This is a genomic window from Nakamurella multipartita DSM 44233 (assembly GCF_000024365.1).
Classification (GTDB): Bacteria; Actinomycetota; Actinomycetes; order Mycobacteriales; family Nakamurellaceae; genus Nakamurella; species Nakamurella multipartita.
The window spans coordinates 2,522,118-2,538,321 of record NC_013235.1 but is presented as its reverse complement, the minus strand read 5'-3'; the positions used below and the strand labels follow the sequence as shown (position 1 = coordinate 2,538,321).

Below are 16,204 nucleotides of genomic sequence, written 5' to 3'. Positions count from 1 at the left end.
GGCCACCCGGGTCAGCCCGGCCGGACCGCCCCGATGTAACCGTTCCAGTACATCGTGGAGATCTTGACGTAGCTGCCCGAGTTGGGGGCCTCGATGATCTGGTTGTTGCCGATCCAGATGGCCACGTGGTGGATGGTGCTCGGGTCCGAGGTGTTGTTGGCCCAGAACACCAGGTCACCGGGCTGCAGGTCGCTGCGTGAGACCTTGGCCGACTGCCCGGTGTACTGGTAGACGGAGTAGTGCGGCAGGTAGACCCCGACCTGGGACCAGGCGTACAGGGCCAGGCCCGAGCAGTCGAAGCCGACCTTGCGGTAGTCGCCGTACCGGTCTGCCACGCCGCCGTCCCGGATGCCCAGCGTCGGGCCGTCGTAGTCGCCGCCGCCCCAGGCGTAGGTGGTGCCCAGCCACTGCTTGGCCGCGTTCACCACCCGCTGGCCGCGGGAGGACGAGTCCCCGCCGGAGGAGGACGAGTACGACGCCGGCTGCGCGGCCGAAACCGTGCCCTCGCAGGCGATCCCGTTGTCGTTCGGGTCCAGCGCGGCCCGGTATCCGGCCGATCCCCGGTTGATCGGGGCAACGCCGGCCGATCGGGCGTCGTCGCAGTTGGCGTAGTACGGCTCGGAGCTGGCCTGCGCATTGCCCGACGACCCGCCGTCGCAGGCGGTCCCGTTGTTGTTCGGGTCGAGTTCGGAGCGGTAGGCGGGATCTCCCTGGGGAATGGGACCCCGACCGGCGGCCCGCGCCTCGTCACAGCTGGCATAGGTCGGGGCGCCGGGGTTGGCCTGTGCCTCCTGGGCCGCCCGGGCGGCCTGGTTGGCCGCCTCCCGGGCCGCGGACTGCCGCTCGGCCTCGGCCTCGGCCTCCGCCTGCGCCTGGGCGGCGGCCGCCTCGGCCGCCGCCTGCGCGGCGGCCGCCTGCCGGGCCGCTTCCTGCCGCGCTGCCTCCTGCCGCGCCGCCTCGGCGGCGGCGGCCTGCCGCGCGGCCTCCTCGGCCGCGAGCCGGGCCGCCTCTTCCTCGGCCTGCTTCTGCGCCAGCCACTGGTTGTACTGGTCCCGCTGGTTCTGCAGCCCGGCCACATTGGCCAGCGCAGCCTGATAGTCGCGTTCCTGCTGGTCGTGCTGAGCCTGCAGGGAGGCCAGCTGATCCTCGCCCGCCTGCAGGGCGTCGGCCGCCTCCTGCTGGGCCCGATCGGCGGTCACCTTGGCCTGGTCGGCTCGAGCCCGCGCCGCATTGGCGGCGTCCAGCGCGGCCCGTGCCGCCGAGTCCTGGTTGGCCTTGTGGGTTCGGGTCGCCTCCAGGTTGCTCATCGCGTTGAGCTGCGATCCCGAGACCTGGCCGAGCAGTTCCTGGCGTTGCAGCACATCACCGGCACTGCCGGCGTCCCAGTAGGCGGACAGCGAACCGAGCACCGATCCCTGGCGGAAGGAGGCGGCGGCGAACGCCGCGGCCTTCTGCTTGGCGTCGGCGACGGCCTGGCCGGCGGCGGCGGCGTCGTTCTGCGCCTGCTGCGAGGCGGAGGCGGCCGCGGCGGCGTCGGACTGGGCGACGGACAGGTCGACACGGGCCTTGTTGGCCAGCTCCGCCTTCATCTCCAGATCGTTGTGCAGCCGGTCGATGTCGCCCTGGGTCTGGGCGACCAGCCCGGCCAGCCGCCCGACCTCGGCCGCGGACGCGGCCGCCTGGTCCTGTCCCTGCTCGATCTGCTGGTCGGAAGGATTGTCCGGCGGGGGCGGGACGGCGTTGGCCGGCACGGCGCTGCCGAACAGCAGCCCCGCGGCCAGCGCGAATCCCACGGCGGCCCGGATCACGCCCGTGCGCCGGTTGACCCGGGCGCTCAACGGACGAGCCTGGGGACGCCACGCGGCCTGCGGCCGAGCTCCAACGGGCACGCCGTCACACCTCCTCACGCTGGGCCCTGACGACGGACCGCTGCTCACAGCTGGCACGGACACTGGCGAGTTGAACTGGACAGGAACTGTCAAGACGACACGCCAGGAGAACCATGCCACTCCTATCCCCCTATTGACCAGCGGTCACGGCAAACACTTGCGTCCCATAACGGACAAATCGCGCATGAGCGACGTAATCGGGCTGATCTTTTTCGAGCGATCACCCACTTGCGGCGGCCGGGCCGCCCTCCGGGACACTGACCGGGTGGCCCAGATCCTCGCAGCGACAGACGACCGCGGTGAGTCGCCGCGCCGGCTGCGGTTGTTGATCGCCTGGTGCTTGATCACCGGATGCGGGTTGCTCCTGGTCGTCGTCGGCTCGTTCCTGCCCTGGGTCATCTCCGGCACGGTGAAGCGATCGAGCTACGAGATCGTCGGGGTGCTCGAACGCCTGGGGTTCGCCCAGGACGGGCTGGTGGCGGTGGCCGTCGGCGCCTGGCCCTTCCTGGGGGTGCTGTGCTTCGCCCCGGTGGTGACCGGCGCCCTGCGCTGGTGGCGGTCCACCGGCGTGCTGGCCGTCGTCATCGGGTTGTTCGCGGCGACCCTGTCGATCGGCATCCTGCTGTTCGCGGTGCGTTCCGGTGGGCTCCCGGTCCGCCTCGATCCGATCGGCCCGAGCGTGATGGCCGCCGGTGGCCTCCTGCTGATCGGCGGTGGCATCGGGACGACATTCGGTAACAGTTTCACCCGTCCGCCACAGAGGTCTTCGATGTTGTCCACCTGATCAGTCATGATGGTCGCCGGGGGTGCAACCAAATGACTGAGACGTACGTCACATCATCATGGGCTCGACCGATGTCCCAGGGGAGCGCGTCGACGCTCCTGAACCTGCACGGCAACCGGCGCGCCCGGCTGCGCCGCGCACGAGTGGCACCACCACCACGCAACCGGACCTCACGACGGCAACGTCGGGGATCGACACCGGGGTCAGAAATTCCGGCTGAACTCAACGGCCCGGAACACGACATAGAAGGGATGCACGCGCGATGAGCGAGCAGGGCGGACCTCAGGGGCCGGCGCAGGGTCGACCGGCGGGCGGGCCACCGCCCCAGGGACCCTGGCAGGGCCCGAACGGACCCCAGGGCTGGCCACAGCCCGGCCAGGGCGGCGGACCGCAGAATCCCGGGGGCAACCCCGGCGGGCAGAACTGGGGCCAGAATCCCGGCCCGGGCGCTCCCGGCCAGCCGACGGGCCCGCAGGGCTGGCAGCCGCAGACCGGACCGCAGGGTCAGCCCCCGACCGGGCCGCAGGGCTGGCAGCAGCCGCCCACGCAGACCTTCCCCCCGCAGGGACCCGGCCAGCAGCCCTGGAACACCCAGGGCCCGGCCACCGAACCCAAGAAGAGCAAGACGCCGCTGATCGTGGCGCTGGTCGTCGTCGTGGCCTTGGTCGCCGCGGCCGGCGTGTGGTTCTTCGCCTTCCGCGACAAGAACTCCACGGCCGCCACCGCCGGGGGCGAATCCACTCCCCAGGCGTCGGTCACCGCCCTGTTCTCCACCCTGAGCAACTCCGACCCGATCGGGCTGGCCGACCAGCTGGACCCGGCCGAGGCGTCGCTGTTCAAGGACCTCAACAGCGATATCATCACCGAGCTCAAGCGCCTGGAGGTGTTGAGCCCGAACGCGTCGGCCGACACGATGACCGGCACCAAGATCACCGTCAAGGACCTGACCTTCGCCGGCGACAACGACGTCATCAACGACCACCTGCAGATCGTCAAGCTGACCGGCGGCACCATCACCGTCGAGAGCAACCCGTCGGACCTGCCGCTGTCGGACAAGATCAAGGATGCCTTCGGCTCCCAGCTCGATCAGGTCCAGCCGCAGTCCGAGACGGTCAACATCGCCGACGAGGTGGCCAAGAACGACGGCAAGCCGTTCCGCGTCGCGACCGTCAAGCGGGGCGACAACTGGTACGTCAGCTTCTTCTACACGATTGCCGACAACGCCACCCAGGAAGCCGGCCTGCCCAACCCGACCGCCGCGGACGCGATCCCGGCCGCCGGTGCGAGCAGCCCGGAGGGTGCGGTGGACGCGCTGTTCAAGGCCGCCCAGTCCGGCGACCTGGCCGGCATCATCGCGGTGACCCCGCCCGATGAGATGGGTGCCCTGCACGACTACGGCAAGCTGCTGCTGCAGCAGGCCGACAGCGGCTCGCTCGAGGGCGACATGCAGGACCTGGGCTTCACCATCAGCGACACCGAGTGGGACGTCAGCGACGTCACCGGCGGCAAGAAGGTCTCGATCAAGTCGCTGACCATCACTGCCGACGGCCAGACGATCACCATCGAGCGCGACCCGTCCGCCGGTTCGCTCACCGTGTCGGCCCCGGGCCAGCCGGCCACCACCATCGACGACAGCACCATCGACACCTACATCGCGCAGTACGCCGATTCCGCCGATCTGGACCAGCAGGCCGTCGACATCATCAAGCGCGAGTTCAAGCAGGTCATCGGTCTGGGCCTGGTCACCACCCAGGTGGACGGCCAGTGGTACGTCAGCCCGGTGCGGTCGGCCGGTGACGTGTTCACCTCGCTGCTCAAGGGCCTGGAGCCGGGCGACGTCGACTACCTGATCACCCTGTCCGGCAACTAACAACTCGTCGGTCCCACCGACACTCCACGAAGGGCCCCGGGCGCCAGCCGCCCGGGGCTCTTCGGCATCTGCGCGCGGGCCACCCCCACCCGGCTGGGCTGATCAAAGCCGCGCCCTCGTGTGGGCCCTGCCCGATTCTCCGCGGCCTTCGTCCGCGAAGCTCGACCGAACCCGGCCGCACCGCCCCCATACCGGCGCCGGCAACACCGCGGCAATGTGGGTGCGGCAGGCTGTCCCGACCCGGCCGTCCGACCCACCTCGACACGCCGGCCGCGCTCGTTTGCACCAAATAGCAGGACAAGCGTACTGTTTGAACTCGAGTCCGTCAGAGTCCGGTGTCGAGGCCGGGGCCGGTGCGCCCACCCCGATCGCCCGGACGACAATGGCCTCGGGTCGCCCGCGCCGCCGCCGGGAGGCCCACCGCCGCGCCGCCCGAAGTGAGGAGAACTCCGTGCCTGCCCCCAGTAAGGACAGTTTCGCCGCCAAGGACACCCTGACCGTCGGTGATCGCAGTTATGACATCTACCGGATCCTCGGGCTGGACGGCCTGGAGAACGCGGGCAAGCTGCCGTTCTCGCTGAAGGTCCTGCTGGAGAACCTGATCCGCACCGAGGACGGCGCGAACATCACCGCCGACCACATCCGCTCGCTGGCCAACTGGGATCCGTCGGCCGACCCGGACATCGAGATCCAGTTCACCCCGGCCCGGGTGATCATGCAGGACTTCACCGGCGTGCCCTGCGTGGTCGACCTGGCCACCATGCGCGAGGCGATGGCCGACCTGGGCGGCGACCCGGACAAGATCAACCCGCTGGCGCCCGCCGAGATGGTCATCGACCACTCGGTCATCGCCGACGTGTTCGGCCGGGCCGACGCCTTCGAGCGCAACGTCGAGCTGGAGTACGAGCGCAACCGCGAGCGCTACCAGTTCCTGCGCTGGGGCCAGACCGCGTTCGACGAGTTCAAGGTCGTCCCCCCGGGCACCGGCATCGTGCACCAGGTCAACATCGAGCACCTGGCTCGGGTGGTCATGTACCGGGGCGGCATCGCCTACCCGGACTCCTGTGTGGGCACCGACTCGCACACCACCATGGTCAACGGCATCGGCGTGCTGGGCTGGGGCGTCGGCGGCATCGAGGCCGAGGCGGCCATGCTCGGCCAGCCGGTGTCGATGCTGATCCCCCGGGTGGTCGGCTTCAAGCTGACCGGTGAGATCCCCACCGGCGTGACCGCCACCGACGTCGTGCTGACCATCACCGAAATGCTGCGCAAGCACGGCGTGGTCGGCAAGTTCGTCGAGTTCTACGGCGACGGCGTCGGCCAGGTACCGCTGGCCAACCGGGCCACCATCGGCAACATGAGCCCGGAGTTCGGCTCGACCGCGGCGATGTTCCCGATCGATTCGGAGACCACCGACTACCTGACCCTGACCGGCCGGCCGGCCGAGCAGGTCGCGCTGGTCGAGGCGTACGCCAAGGCCCAGGGGCTGTGGCACGACCCGGCCCAGGAGCCCGTCTACTCCGAGTACCTGGAACTGGACCTGTCCAGCGTCGTGCCGTCCATCGCCGGCCCGAAGCGGCCGCAGGACCGGATCGCGCTGTCGGACGCCAAGCACTCCTTCCGCAAGGCCGTCCACGACTACGTGGTCAACGGTGACGCCGCCCCGGAGACCAAGCTCGACGAGGGCATCGAGGAGTCGTTCCCGGCCAGCGACCCGGCCTCGGTCAGCGCCGTGCACGCCGAGGAGGACGCCAATACCGACGTCGTCGCCGCCCTGCACAGCGCGGCCCTGGGGGCCTCCGGCCGCCCGTCCAAGCCGACCAAGGTCTCCACCAGCGAGTACGGCGACTTCGAGCTGGACCACGGCGCCGTGGTGATCGCCGCGATCACCTCCTGCACCAACACCTCCAACCCGTCGGTCATGCTCGGCGCCGCGCTGCTCGCCCGCAACGCCGTGGATAAGGGCCTGACCGTCAAGCCGTGGGTCAAGACGACCATGGCCCCGGGCTCGCAGGTGGTCACCGACTACTACGAGAAGGCCGGCCTGTGGCCGTACCTCAACAAGCTGGGCTACAACCTGGTCGGCTACGGCTGCACCACCTGCATCGGCAACTCCGGCCCGCTGCCCGACGAGATCTCGGCCGCGGTCAACGAGGCCGACCTGACGGTGGTCTCGGTGCTGTCCGGCAACCGCAACTTCGAAGGTCGGATCAACCCCGACGTCAAGATGAACTACCTGGCCTCGCCGCCGCTGGTGATCGCGTACGCGCTGGCCGGCACGATGGACTTCGACTTCGACGAGCAGCCGCTGGGTCAATCGCCCGACGGCAGTGACATCTATTTGAAGGACATCTGGCCGACCCCGCAGGAGATCCAGGCGACCATCGGCGCGGCCATCAACCAGCAGATGTTCACCGACAGCTACGCCGACGTCTTCGACGGCGGCGAGCGGTGGAAGGCGCTGCCCACCCCGGAGGGCAAGACCTTCGAGTGGGATCCCGAATCCACCTACGTGCGCAAGCCCCCGTACTTCGACGGGATGCCGGCCACGCCGGAGCCGGTCACCGACATCAGCGGCGCCCGGGTGCTGGCCAAGCTGGGTGACTCGGTCACCACCGACCACATCTCCCCCGCCGGCGCGATCAAGGCCGACACCCCGGCCGGCAAGTACCTGACCGAGCACGGCATCGTGCGCAAGGACTTCAACTCCTACGGGTCCCGCCGGGGCAACCACGAGGTGATGATCCGGGGCACGTTCGCCAACATCCGGCTGCGCAACCAGCTGCTCGATGACGTGCAGGGCGGCTACACCCGCGACTTCACGCAGGACGGCGGCCCGCAGGCGTTCATCTACGACGCGGCGCAGAACTACGCGGCGGCCGGCGTCCCCCTGGTCGTGCTCGGCGGCAAGGAGTACGGCTCGGGCTCGTCCCGGGACTGGGCGGCCAAGGGCACCGCGCTGCTGGGGGTGCGGGCCGTCATCACCGAGTCGTTCGAGCGCATCCACCGCTCCAACCTGATCGGCATGGGCGTCATCCCGCTGCAGTTTCCCGAAGGTGAGACGGTCAAGACCCTGGGCCTGGACGGCGACGAGACCTTCGACATCTCCGGCATCACCGAGCTGAACTCCGGAACCACCCCGCGCACGGTCAAGGTCACCGCGACCAAGCCGTCCGGTGACGTGGTCGAGTTCGACGCGGTGGTTCGGATCGACACCCCCGGTGAGGCCGACTACTACCGCAACGGCGGGATCATGCAGTACGTGCTGCGGAGCCTGCGCGCCGGCTCGGCCTGAGCCGGCCCGGTGCCCAAGGTCAGTCCCGACCACCTGCGGGCGCGCCGGCAGCAGATCCTCGACGGCGCCCGCGCCTGTTTCGCCCGGCACGGTTATGAGGGCGCAACGGTGCGGGTGCTGGAGGAGGAGATCGGCCTGTCTCGTGGGGCGATCTTCCATCACTTCGCCGACAAGGAGGCGCTGTTCCTGGCGGTCGCGGAGCAGGACGCGGCCGCCATGCGGCAGACGGTGACCGAGCACGGTCTGGTGCAGGTGATGCGCGAGATGATCGCCGCACCGGACGCCGAACGGATCGGGACGCAGCTGGAGATCGCTCGCCGGCTGCGGACCGATCCGGCCTTCCGGGTCGCCTGGCAGCCGCAACTGGACGAGCTGGGGGCGGCCGTGCGGGATCGGTTGCGCGGTCAACGCCAGCTCGGCGCGCTCCGCGCGGACGCCGAGATCGACCAGGTGGCGAGCTATCTCGAGCTGGTCATGGAGGGTCTGACGGCCCACCTGGCGGCCGGCCTGCCGGCCGACCGGCTGGAGCGGGTCCTGGATCTGGTCGAAGGATCAGTCCGCCAGGGCTGATCCCCAGCTCCTCTCGCGCCGATCCTCCACCCCTGCGCGGTTGGACCACCCCGCGCGGATCAACTACTTCTGCGCGGATCAACTGACCCCGAATGAGACTGGTGTGACTGGAGTCAACGACTTCAGCCGCGCCGGCGAAGTTGATCCGCGCGAGAGGTAGGGGTCGTCCGGGCGGGTCAGCGGGCGGCTTCGGAGGCGGCGGCGCTGCGGGCGGCGGCGGCCAGCCGGTGCAGCAGGGGGATCTGGGCGGCGCGTTCGGCGGCGTGCTGCTCCTCGACCGTTCGGTCGTGCGCCCCGGCCAGCAGACCCTTGATCGAGCGCACCGCCTCGGTCGGTGACTCGACCAGGGCGGCGGCCAGGTCGGCGACGGCCGCGTCCAACTCCTCCCGCGGGACGCTGCACAGGGCCAGGCCGATGCGCACGGCCTCGTCCGCGTGCACGTGCCGGCCGGTCGCACAGATCTCCAGCGCCCGTTGGTAGCCCACCAGCCGCAGCAGCCGGCCGGTTCCGGTCAGGTCGGGCACCAGCCCGTAGCTGACCTCGGCCATCCGGAATTCGGCGTCGTCGGCGACGACGATCAGGTCGCACGCCAGGGCGAGCTGGAAACCGGCGCCGACGGCGTGCCCGGCGACCGCGGCGATGGAGACGAACCGGGAGTCGGACAGCCAGGTGAAGGCCCGCTGGAACCCGGCGATCGACTCGTCGGCGACGCTGAGCGGGGCCCGGGCGATGGTGCCCAGCAACGAGTCGGGCGATGGTCCGAAGGCCGAGCGGTCCAGGCCCGCCGAGAACGACGGGCCCTCGCCGCAGACGATCACCACCCGGATGTCGTCGCCGAGCGTCTCCCCCAGGTGGGCCAGGGCGGCCCAGGTCTGCGGCAGCTGCGCGTTGCGGGCGGCCGGCCGGTCCAGGGCGACCGTGGCCACCGGCCCGTCGACCCGCAGGACGACGTGACCGCTGTCCAGCAGGTGCTGATCGATGCCGGTCCCGGGGCCGGGGCTCACTTCTTCTTCGTGCGGGTGGCTCCGCCCCGCCCGCGCAGGGGGACCTCGGCGTCCAGCAGCAACCGGTGCACGAACCCGTAGGAACGGCCGGTGCCCTCGGCCAGGGCCCGGATGCTCTGACCCTTCTCGTACTTCTTGCGCAGATCGGCGGCCAGCTTGTCCCGAGCCGGACCGGTGATCCGGGCGCCCTTCTTGATCGTCACGGTCTTGGCCGTCTTCGATGCTGTCTTGGTCTCTGTGGCCACGTCGCCACCCCTCGGTTGGATGCCCGGTCACTATTCGGCGGTTGGGCAGGTCTGTCGTCCATGATCGAACAGAACCGGCCGACCCGCCACCGGTGGCATCGCCGCCGGAACCGATTCAGGCCAGTTCGACCAGATCCAGGTAGTCCGGCGACCAGTGGTCCTCGGTGCCGTCGGGCAGCAGGATGACCCGCTCGGGCTGCAGCGCGACGACCGCGCCGGGGTCGTGGGTGACCAGGACGACCGCCCCCGCGTAGGAGCGCAGCGCCTCCAGCACCTGCTCGCGGCTGGCCGGATCCAGGTTGTTGGTCGGTTCGTCCAGCAGCAGGACGTTGGCCGCCGAGGACACCAAGCCGGCCAGCGCGAGCCGGGTCTTCTCACCGCCGGACAGGGTGCCGGCCGCCTGGTCCAGCTGCTCACCGGTGAACATGAACGAACCGAGTAGGTTGCGCAGCTCCTGGGCGCCGGCGTCGGGGGCGGCGTGCCGGGTGTTCTCCCAGACCGTGGCGTCGGGGTCGATGGTGTCGTGTTCCTGGGCGAAGTAACCGAGCTTGAGCCCGTGCCCGGGTACCACCTCGCCGGTGTCCGGCCGTTCGGTTCCGCCGAGCAGCCGCAGCAGGGTCGTCTTGCCGGCGCCGTTCAGTCCGAGCACCACCACCCGGCTGCCCCGGTCGATGGCCAGGTCGACCCCGCTGAAGACCTCCAGCGAGCCGTAGGACTTCGAGAGCCCTTCGGCGGTCAGCGGGGTGCGACCGCAGGCGGCGGGCTGCGGGAACCGGATCTTGGCCACCTTGTCGGCCATCCGCACGTCGTCCAGGCCGGAGATCAGTTTCTCGGCCCGGCGCACCATCTGGTGGGCCGCGGCCGCCTTGGTCGCCTTGGCGCCGAGCTTGGCCGCCTGGGCCATCAGCGCGGACGCCTTCTTCTCGGCATTGGCCCGTTCCCGGCGGCGGCGCTGCTCGTCGGTGGCCCGCGCCTCCAGGTAGCGCGACCAGCTCATGTTGTACGGGTCCAGCTCGCCGCGGACCGCGTCCAGGAACCAGACCTTGTTCACCACCGCGGCCAGCAGGTCCACGTCGTGCGAGATGATCACCACGCCGCCGGAGAACAGCCGCAGGTAGTCGCGCAGCCAGACGATCGAGTCGGCGTCCAGGTGGTTGGTCGGCTCGTCCAGCAGCAGCATGGTGCCCGAGCCGGCGCCATCCTCGGCGCGCGCCCCGAACAGGATCCGGGCCAGTTCGACCCGGCGCCGCTGCCCGCCGGACAGCGTGCTCATCTGCTGGGCCAGCACCCGGTCCGGCAGACCCAGGTTGGAGCAGATCCGGGCCGCCTCGGACTCGGCCGCATAGCCGCCGAGGGAGGCGAACCGATCCTCGATCCGGCCGTACTGGCGGGTCGCGGCGTCCAGTTCCGCGGCGTCGGTCAGCTCGGCCATCCGGATCTGGACCTTCTCCAGATCGGCGACCAGGACGTCCAGGCCGCGGGCGGAGAGCACCCGGTTCTTGGCCGTGACCTCCAGGTCACCCTCGCGCGGGTCCTGCGGCAGGTAGCCGATCGGAGTGGAGGCGGTGACGCTGCCCGCGTAGGGCAGCGACTCCCCGGCCAGTACCCGCAGGGTGGTGGTCTTGCCGGCGCCGTTGCGTCCGACCAGGCCGATTCGATCGCCTGCGTGCACGCGCAGGGCAGTGTCGGCGAGCAGGATCCTGGTCCCGGCCCGCAATTCCAGACCGGTCGCGGTGATCACGTGTGCCGAGTCTACCGGTGACCGGGCCGCTTCCCGGCCACCAGCGTCGGGCGAGCGTTACTGGCCCAATCCGGCCCGCCGCAACGCGTCCGCCATCGCCCCGCCGGGGGCCGGCCGATCGCCCCGGGCCCCGCCCTGCCGGCCCCGGTCCGACCGCTGCCCGCTGGCCGGGCGGCCGCCGCCGGACCGGGCCGGCGCCGGCCGTGACCCCTTGGGGCCGGCCGCCGGCGCGCCCGGTTCGTCGTCCAGCCGCAGGGTCAACGAGATCCGCTTGCGCTGCTCGTCCACGGCCATCACCTTGACCTTGACGACCTGACCGGAGGTGACGACCTCGCGCGGGTCGCTGATGAACGTCCGGGACATCGCCGAGACGTGCACCAGCCCGTCCTGGTGCACCCCGACGTCGACGAACGCTCCGAAGGCGGCGACGTTGGTGACCACGCCCTCGAGCACCATGCCCACCCGCAGGTCGGCGATCTTCTCCACGCCGTCGGCGAAGGTGGCGGTGGTGAACGCGGGCCGCGGGTCCCGGCCGGGCTTTTCCAGCTCGGCCAGGATGTCGGTCACCGTCGGCACGCCGAAGGTCTCGTCGGTGAACTCCTGCGGCCGCAACGTGCGCAGCACCGTGGTGTTGCCGACCAGGGTCCGCACGTCGCCGCCGGTGCGGGTGAGGATCCGCCGCACCACCGTGTAGGCCTCCGGGTGCACCCCCGAGGAGTCCAGCGGATCGCTGCCGCCACGGATCCGCAGGAACCCGGCGCACTGCTCGTAGGCCTTGGGGCCCAGGCGCGCGACGTGCTTGAGGTCCTGCCGAGAGGTGAAGGGGCCATTGGTGTCCCGGTGCCGGACGATGTTCTCGGCCAGCGTGGTGGTCACCCCGGAGACCCGTGCGAGCAGCGGCACGGACGCGGTGTTGACCTCGACGCCGACGGCGTTGACGCAGTCCTCGACGACGGCGTTGAGCGAACGGGTCAGCGTCGATTCGGCAATGTCGTGCTGGTACTGGCCGACCCCGATGGACTTGGGGTCGATCTTGACCAGCTCGGCCAGCGGATCCTGCAACCGGCGGGCGATGGACACCGCGCCGCGCAGCGACACGTCCAGGTCGGGCAACTCACCGGAGGCGTAGGCCGAGGCCGAGTACACCGAGGCGCCCGCCTCGGACACCATGACCTTGGTCAGGCCCGGGCACTGCTTGACCAGATCCGCGGCCAGCCGGTCGGTTTCCCGGGACGCGGTGCCGTTGCCGATGGCCACCAGCTCGACGCCGTGGGTGGTGACCAGCCGGTGCAGGCTGGCCAGCGCGGCGTCCCACCGGTTGGCCGGCTGGTGCGGGTAGATCGTGTCGGTGGCCAGCACCTTGCCGGTGCCGTCCACCACCGCCACCTTGACCCCGGTGCGAAAGCCCGGGTCCAGGCCCAGGGTGGGCCGGCCGCCGGCCGGCGCGGCCAGCAGCAGGTCCTTGAGGTTGGCCGCGAACACCGCGGCCGCATCGGCCTCGGCCGACTGGCGCAGCCGGGTCCGCACGTCGATGCCCAGCGACACCACGATCCGGGTGCGCCAGGCCCAGCGAACGGTGTCCAGCAACCACGGGTCGGCCGGCCGGCCCCGATCGGCGATGCCAAACGCGCCGGCGATGCGCCGCTCGTAGTCCGAGAGCACGGCCGGGCCGGTCGGATCGGTGGGATCGGCCGGGGCCGCCTCGGGGTCGACGGCCAGGCTGAGCACGCCCGTGCTCTCCCCCCGGAACATCGCCAGAATGCGGTGCGAGGGCATGGATTTCACCGACTCGGAGAAGTCGTGGTAGTCGGCGAACCGGGCGGCGTCCTCGTGCCCGGCGTCGCGCACGGTGCTGACCAGCCCGCCCCGCTGCCACAGCAGCTCGCGCAGTTCACCGACCAGATCGGCGTCCTCGCCGAAGCGCTCGGTCAGGATCGCGCGGGCCCCGGCCAGGGCGGCGTCGCCGTCGGCCACCCCCTTGTCCGGGTCGACGAAGGCCGCGGCCGCGGCCGCCGGGTCGACCCGCGGATCGCCGAGCAGGCCGTCGGCCAGCGGCTCCAGGCCGGCCTCCCGGGCGATCTGGGCCTTGGTCCGCCGCTTGGGCTTGAACGGCAGGTAGATGTCTTCGACCCGGGCCTTGGTGTCCGCCGCCTGGATCGACGCGGCCAGCGCGTCGGTCAACTTGCCCTGCGCGGCAATGGATTCCAACACGGCCTTCTTGCGATCGGCCAGGTCGCGCAGGTAGTCCAGCCGCTCGGTCAGATCGCGCAGCTGCGCGTCGTCCAACGAGCCGGTGACCTCCTTGCGGTACCGGGCGATGAACGGGACGGTGGCCCCCTCGTCCAGCAGCGCGACGGCCGCCTGCACCTGCCAGGGCTGGGCGTTGAGTTCCCCGGCGATGCGGCTGACGATCTGCTGGTCGGTGTCGGGCTCGGTCACTGCGGTGCTCTCCTGCTCATCCTGCGGCGTGCGGCCGCGACCCGGATCGGGCCGCGCGGGTGTGCTCGTCTGAATATCACGTGGCCGCCGGCTCGATGACGATCGGCACGCTCAGGCTCCGGGCGGCGACCTCGTCCAGCACGGCACGGCGGGGTTCGGGAATGTCGGCGAAGGTGCGGCGCGGCCGGGCGGCCAGCGCGGCCAGGCGAGGGTCGGCCAGCACCTGCGCCAGGGCCGGCCGGTCGCCGCCGAGCACCAGTGCGGCCGGCGGCGGGGAGTGCGGGTCGGTGAGCACGCGTACGGCGGTGTCGGCCGCATCGGCCAGGGAGGCGGTGCGCTGGTTGCCCCGCCGGCGGGCGAACCGTTGCTGGGACCACCCGCCGGCCGCCGTGCGGCCCTGCAGGTAGGCCCGGTCGGTGGACGAGCGCAGCACGGCCCCGTCCCGGGCCAGTCCGACCGAGTGCGCACCGCCCCGGACCAGGATCACCCCGAGGGTGCCCAGGCCGGCCAGATGCGCCAGCAGGGCCTCCACCGGCTCGCGGTCGCCGACCGCCATCGGCCCGAACGGCACCTCGATCCGGGCCAGGGTGCCGTCACCGCCGCGGATCCGGACGGTGACCCCGTCGGTCGCCAGATCGGCCAGTCCCCCGTTGCGAGCGCCGAACCGGCTCAGGAAGCCGACCAGGCGCTCCGGCGGCACCTCCACCTCGACGCCGCCGCCGGCCACCGCACGGCGGCGGGTCACAACCCGGACCCGGCTTCGAACAGCTGCCCGGTCAGACCCGACAGCGTGCGGGCGGCGGCGCCGGCCCGGTCGTCGGTCAGCGAGGCGACGTAGTCGATGATGCCGCGGCCCCGGCCCAGCCGGACGATGTCCTCGCGCCCGGACATCGGTTCCCCGGTCGGGCCGACCAGCAGCTCCGGTTCCTCGCGGGCGACCCGCCGGTAGCCGGCGGTAGCCAGGGCCACCAGGTCGACCAGCCGGCGCGGCGCCCGGCCCGAGTCGATCGGGTCGGTCAGCCACGACTCCAGGTCGGCAACCAGCGAGGACAGCGACTGCGCCTGGCCCCGCTGGTACAGGGCCAGATCCGGCCGCTCGAGCACGAACCGCTGGTGCACGAACTTGAGCACGGCGACCTCGTGCCAGGCCTGCCGGCCCAGCTGAACGTGTCCGGAGCGGATCGGCGGGTCGGCGGTCATCTCCACCGACTCCTGCAGGTGCGCGATCCAGCTCCGGGTAAAGGTGCCGATGGCCCGCTCCGCGGCCAGCGAGGAATCGAACGGCACGGCCAGCAACCCGTCCAGCAGGTCAGTGGCCACCCGACCGACCGCGACCGCGAACGCCTCGTCCTGGAAGATCCACTCGTCCCGGTCCTGCAGCCGCCGGCGCAGCCGTTCCAGGGCCACCCCGGGCCGCCGGTCGTCCTCGGGCAGGGTGCGCCGGGAGAACTCGGCCCGGCGGCGCAACCAGCTGCGGAACTCGGCCGCGACGGAGGCGTGCTGGAGCACCCCGGCCCGGTGGAAGTCGTCCAGATCGTGCAGGGAGTAGGCGATGTCGTCGGCGGCGTCCATCACCGAGCACTCGACGGTCTGCCGCAACGGGCCGATCTTGGGGTACGCGGCCAGCACCTCGCGCATCTCACCGACGTCGAGCACGTAGGCCGAGTACTTGCCCGACCCGGCCCCCTCTTCCCCGGGCCCGCCGCCGCGGGGCGGCTGGGCCAAGGTGCTCGGGTGCGGGTCGGGCACGTGCAGCCGCGACCACGGGTACTTCAGCACGGCGGCCCGCACGGCCGCGGTCAGGTTCAGTCCCTCGCCGGACTCCCCGTGCACGTCCAGCTCGGTCAGGATGCGGAAGGTCTGCGCGTTGCCCTCGAAACCGTCGGCCAGGCCGAACCGGGAGCGGGCGATCCGGTCCAGGATCCGCTCCCCCAGATGACCGAACGGCGGGTGGCCCAGGTCGTGCGCGCTGGCCGCCGCCTGCACGACGACCGCGTCGCAGCCGCCGAGATCGTCGGCAAGCTGCGCGTAGGGACCGCGGCGCAACCCGACGGCGATCGCCCGGGCCACCGAGGTGACCTTGACCGTGTGGGTCAGCCGGTTGTGCACGACCTGGCCGGACGCCCCCTGGGAGATCACCTGGGTGACGGCGGCCAAGCGGGAGAAGTACGGGGAGAACCGGATTCGTTCCAGGTCGTCCCGGAACGCCCCCTCGGTGGCCGCGGCCAGTTCGGCGTCGGCGCCCCGCGCGCCGTCCGCGGCGACGGCGGCCGGGCTCAGCGTGGGGACCTCGGCCCACCGGCGGGCCAGGCGCGGATCCATACCTCGGGAACCTACCTGGCCCCGCCGGGCCTTCCTGGGCCGAGC

General features: G+C 71.5%; 11 protein-coding genes. 4 read left to right on the top strand and 7 right to left on the bottom strand.

Features of this window, described 5'->3' with window-relative positions:
• Window positions 1-11 precede the first annotated feature (11 nt).
• Window positions 12-1,838, bottom strand: coding sequence for an excalibur calcium-binding domain-containing protein (locus tag NAMU_RS27335; RefSeq protein ID WP_052307906.1), 1,827 nt, complete (start codon window positions 1,836-1,838; stop codon window positions 12-14).
• Between the two features lie 235 nt (window positions 1,839-2,073).
• Here NAMU_RS27335 and NAMU_RS11405 point away from each other — a divergent pair, with 235 nt between their 5' ends.
• From NAMU_RS11405 to NAMU_RS11390, 4 genes are all read left to right on the top strand, one after another.
• The gene (locus NAMU_RS11405; protein WP_015747562.1) at window positions 2,074-2,673 is read left to right on the top strand and encodes a hypothetical protein; all 600 of its coding nucleotides are present in this window, start codon (window positions 2,074-2,076) and stop codon (window positions 2,671-2,673) included.
• Window positions 2,674-2,935: 262 nt separating this feature from the next.
• Window positions 2,936-4,543 carry a hypothetical protein gene (locus NAMU_RS11400; protein WP_015747561.1) on the top strand — a complete coding sequence of 536 codons (1,608 nt, stop codon included), beginning with the start codon at window positions 2,936-2,938 and terminating at the stop codon, window positions 4,541-4,543.
• A 451-nt stretch (window positions 4,544-4,994) separates the two neighbouring features.
• Window positions 4,995-7,838, top strand: coding sequence for an aconitate hydratase (locus NAMU_RS11395; RefSeq protein WP_015747560.1), 2,844 nt, complete (start codon window positions 4,995-4,997; stop codon window positions 7,836-7,838).
• Between the two features lie 9 nt (window positions 7,839-7,847).
• A complete protein-coding gene (locus NAMU_RS11390; RefSeq protein WP_015747559.1) occupies window positions 7,848-8,408 on the top strand; it encodes a TetR/AcrR family transcriptional regulator in 561 nt (186 codons plus the stop codon).
• 176 nt (window positions 8,409-8,584) lie between these two features.
• Here NAMU_RS11390 and NAMU_RS11385 read toward each other — a convergent pair whose 3' ends face one another.
• The 6 genes from NAMU_RS11385 to NAMU_RS11360 all read right to left on the bottom strand — a co-directional run bounded on the left by NAMU_RS11385 (window position 8,585) and on the right by NAMU_RS11360 (window position 16,159).
• On the bottom strand, window positions 8,585-9,412 hold the full coding sequence (locus tag NAMU_RS11385; RefSeq protein WP_015747558.1) for an enoyl-CoA hydratase/isomerase family protein: 828 nt from the start codon (window positions 9,410-9,412) through the stop codon (window positions 8,585-8,587).
• Window positions 9,409-9,657 carry a helix-turn-helix domain-containing protein gene (locus NAMU_RS11380; protein WP_015747557.1) on the bottom strand — a complete coding sequence of 83 codons (249 nt, stop codon included), beginning with the start codon at window positions 9,655-9,657 and terminating at the stop codon, window positions 9,409-9,411. Before NAMU_RS11380 ends, NAMU_RS11385 begins: the two co-directional genes overlap by 4 nt.
• 115 nt (window positions 9,658-9,772) lie before the next feature.
• Complete coding sequence (locus NAMU_RS11375; RefSeq protein ID WP_015747556.1) at window positions 9,773-11,398, bottom strand: ABC-F family ATP-binding cassette domain-containing protein; 1,626 nt, start codon at window positions 11,396-11,398, stop codon at window positions 9,773-9,775.
• Between the two features lie 57 nt (window positions 11,399-11,455).
• Window positions 11,456-13,837, bottom strand: coding sequence for a Tex family protein (locus NAMU_RS11370; RefSeq protein ID WP_015747555.1), 2,382 nt, complete (start codon window positions 13,835-13,837; stop codon window positions 11,456-11,458).
• 76 nt (window positions 13,838-13,913) lie between these two features.
• On the bottom strand, window positions 13,914-14,582 hold the full coding sequence (locus NAMU_RS11365) for an acVLRF1 family peptidyl-tRNA hydrolase (protein WP_015747554.1): 669 nt from the start codon (window positions 14,580-14,582) through the stop codon (window positions 13,914-13,916).
• Window positions 14,579-16,159 carry a deoxyguanosinetriphosphate triphosphohydrolase family protein gene (locus tag NAMU_RS11360; protein WP_015747553.1) on the bottom strand — a complete coding sequence of 527 codons (1,581 nt, stop codon included), beginning with the start codon at window positions 16,157-16,159 and terminating at the stop codon, window positions 14,579-14,581. Before NAMU_RS11360 ends, NAMU_RS11365 begins: the two co-directional genes overlap by 4 nt.
• Window positions 16,160-16,204: the final 45 nt, after the last annotated feature.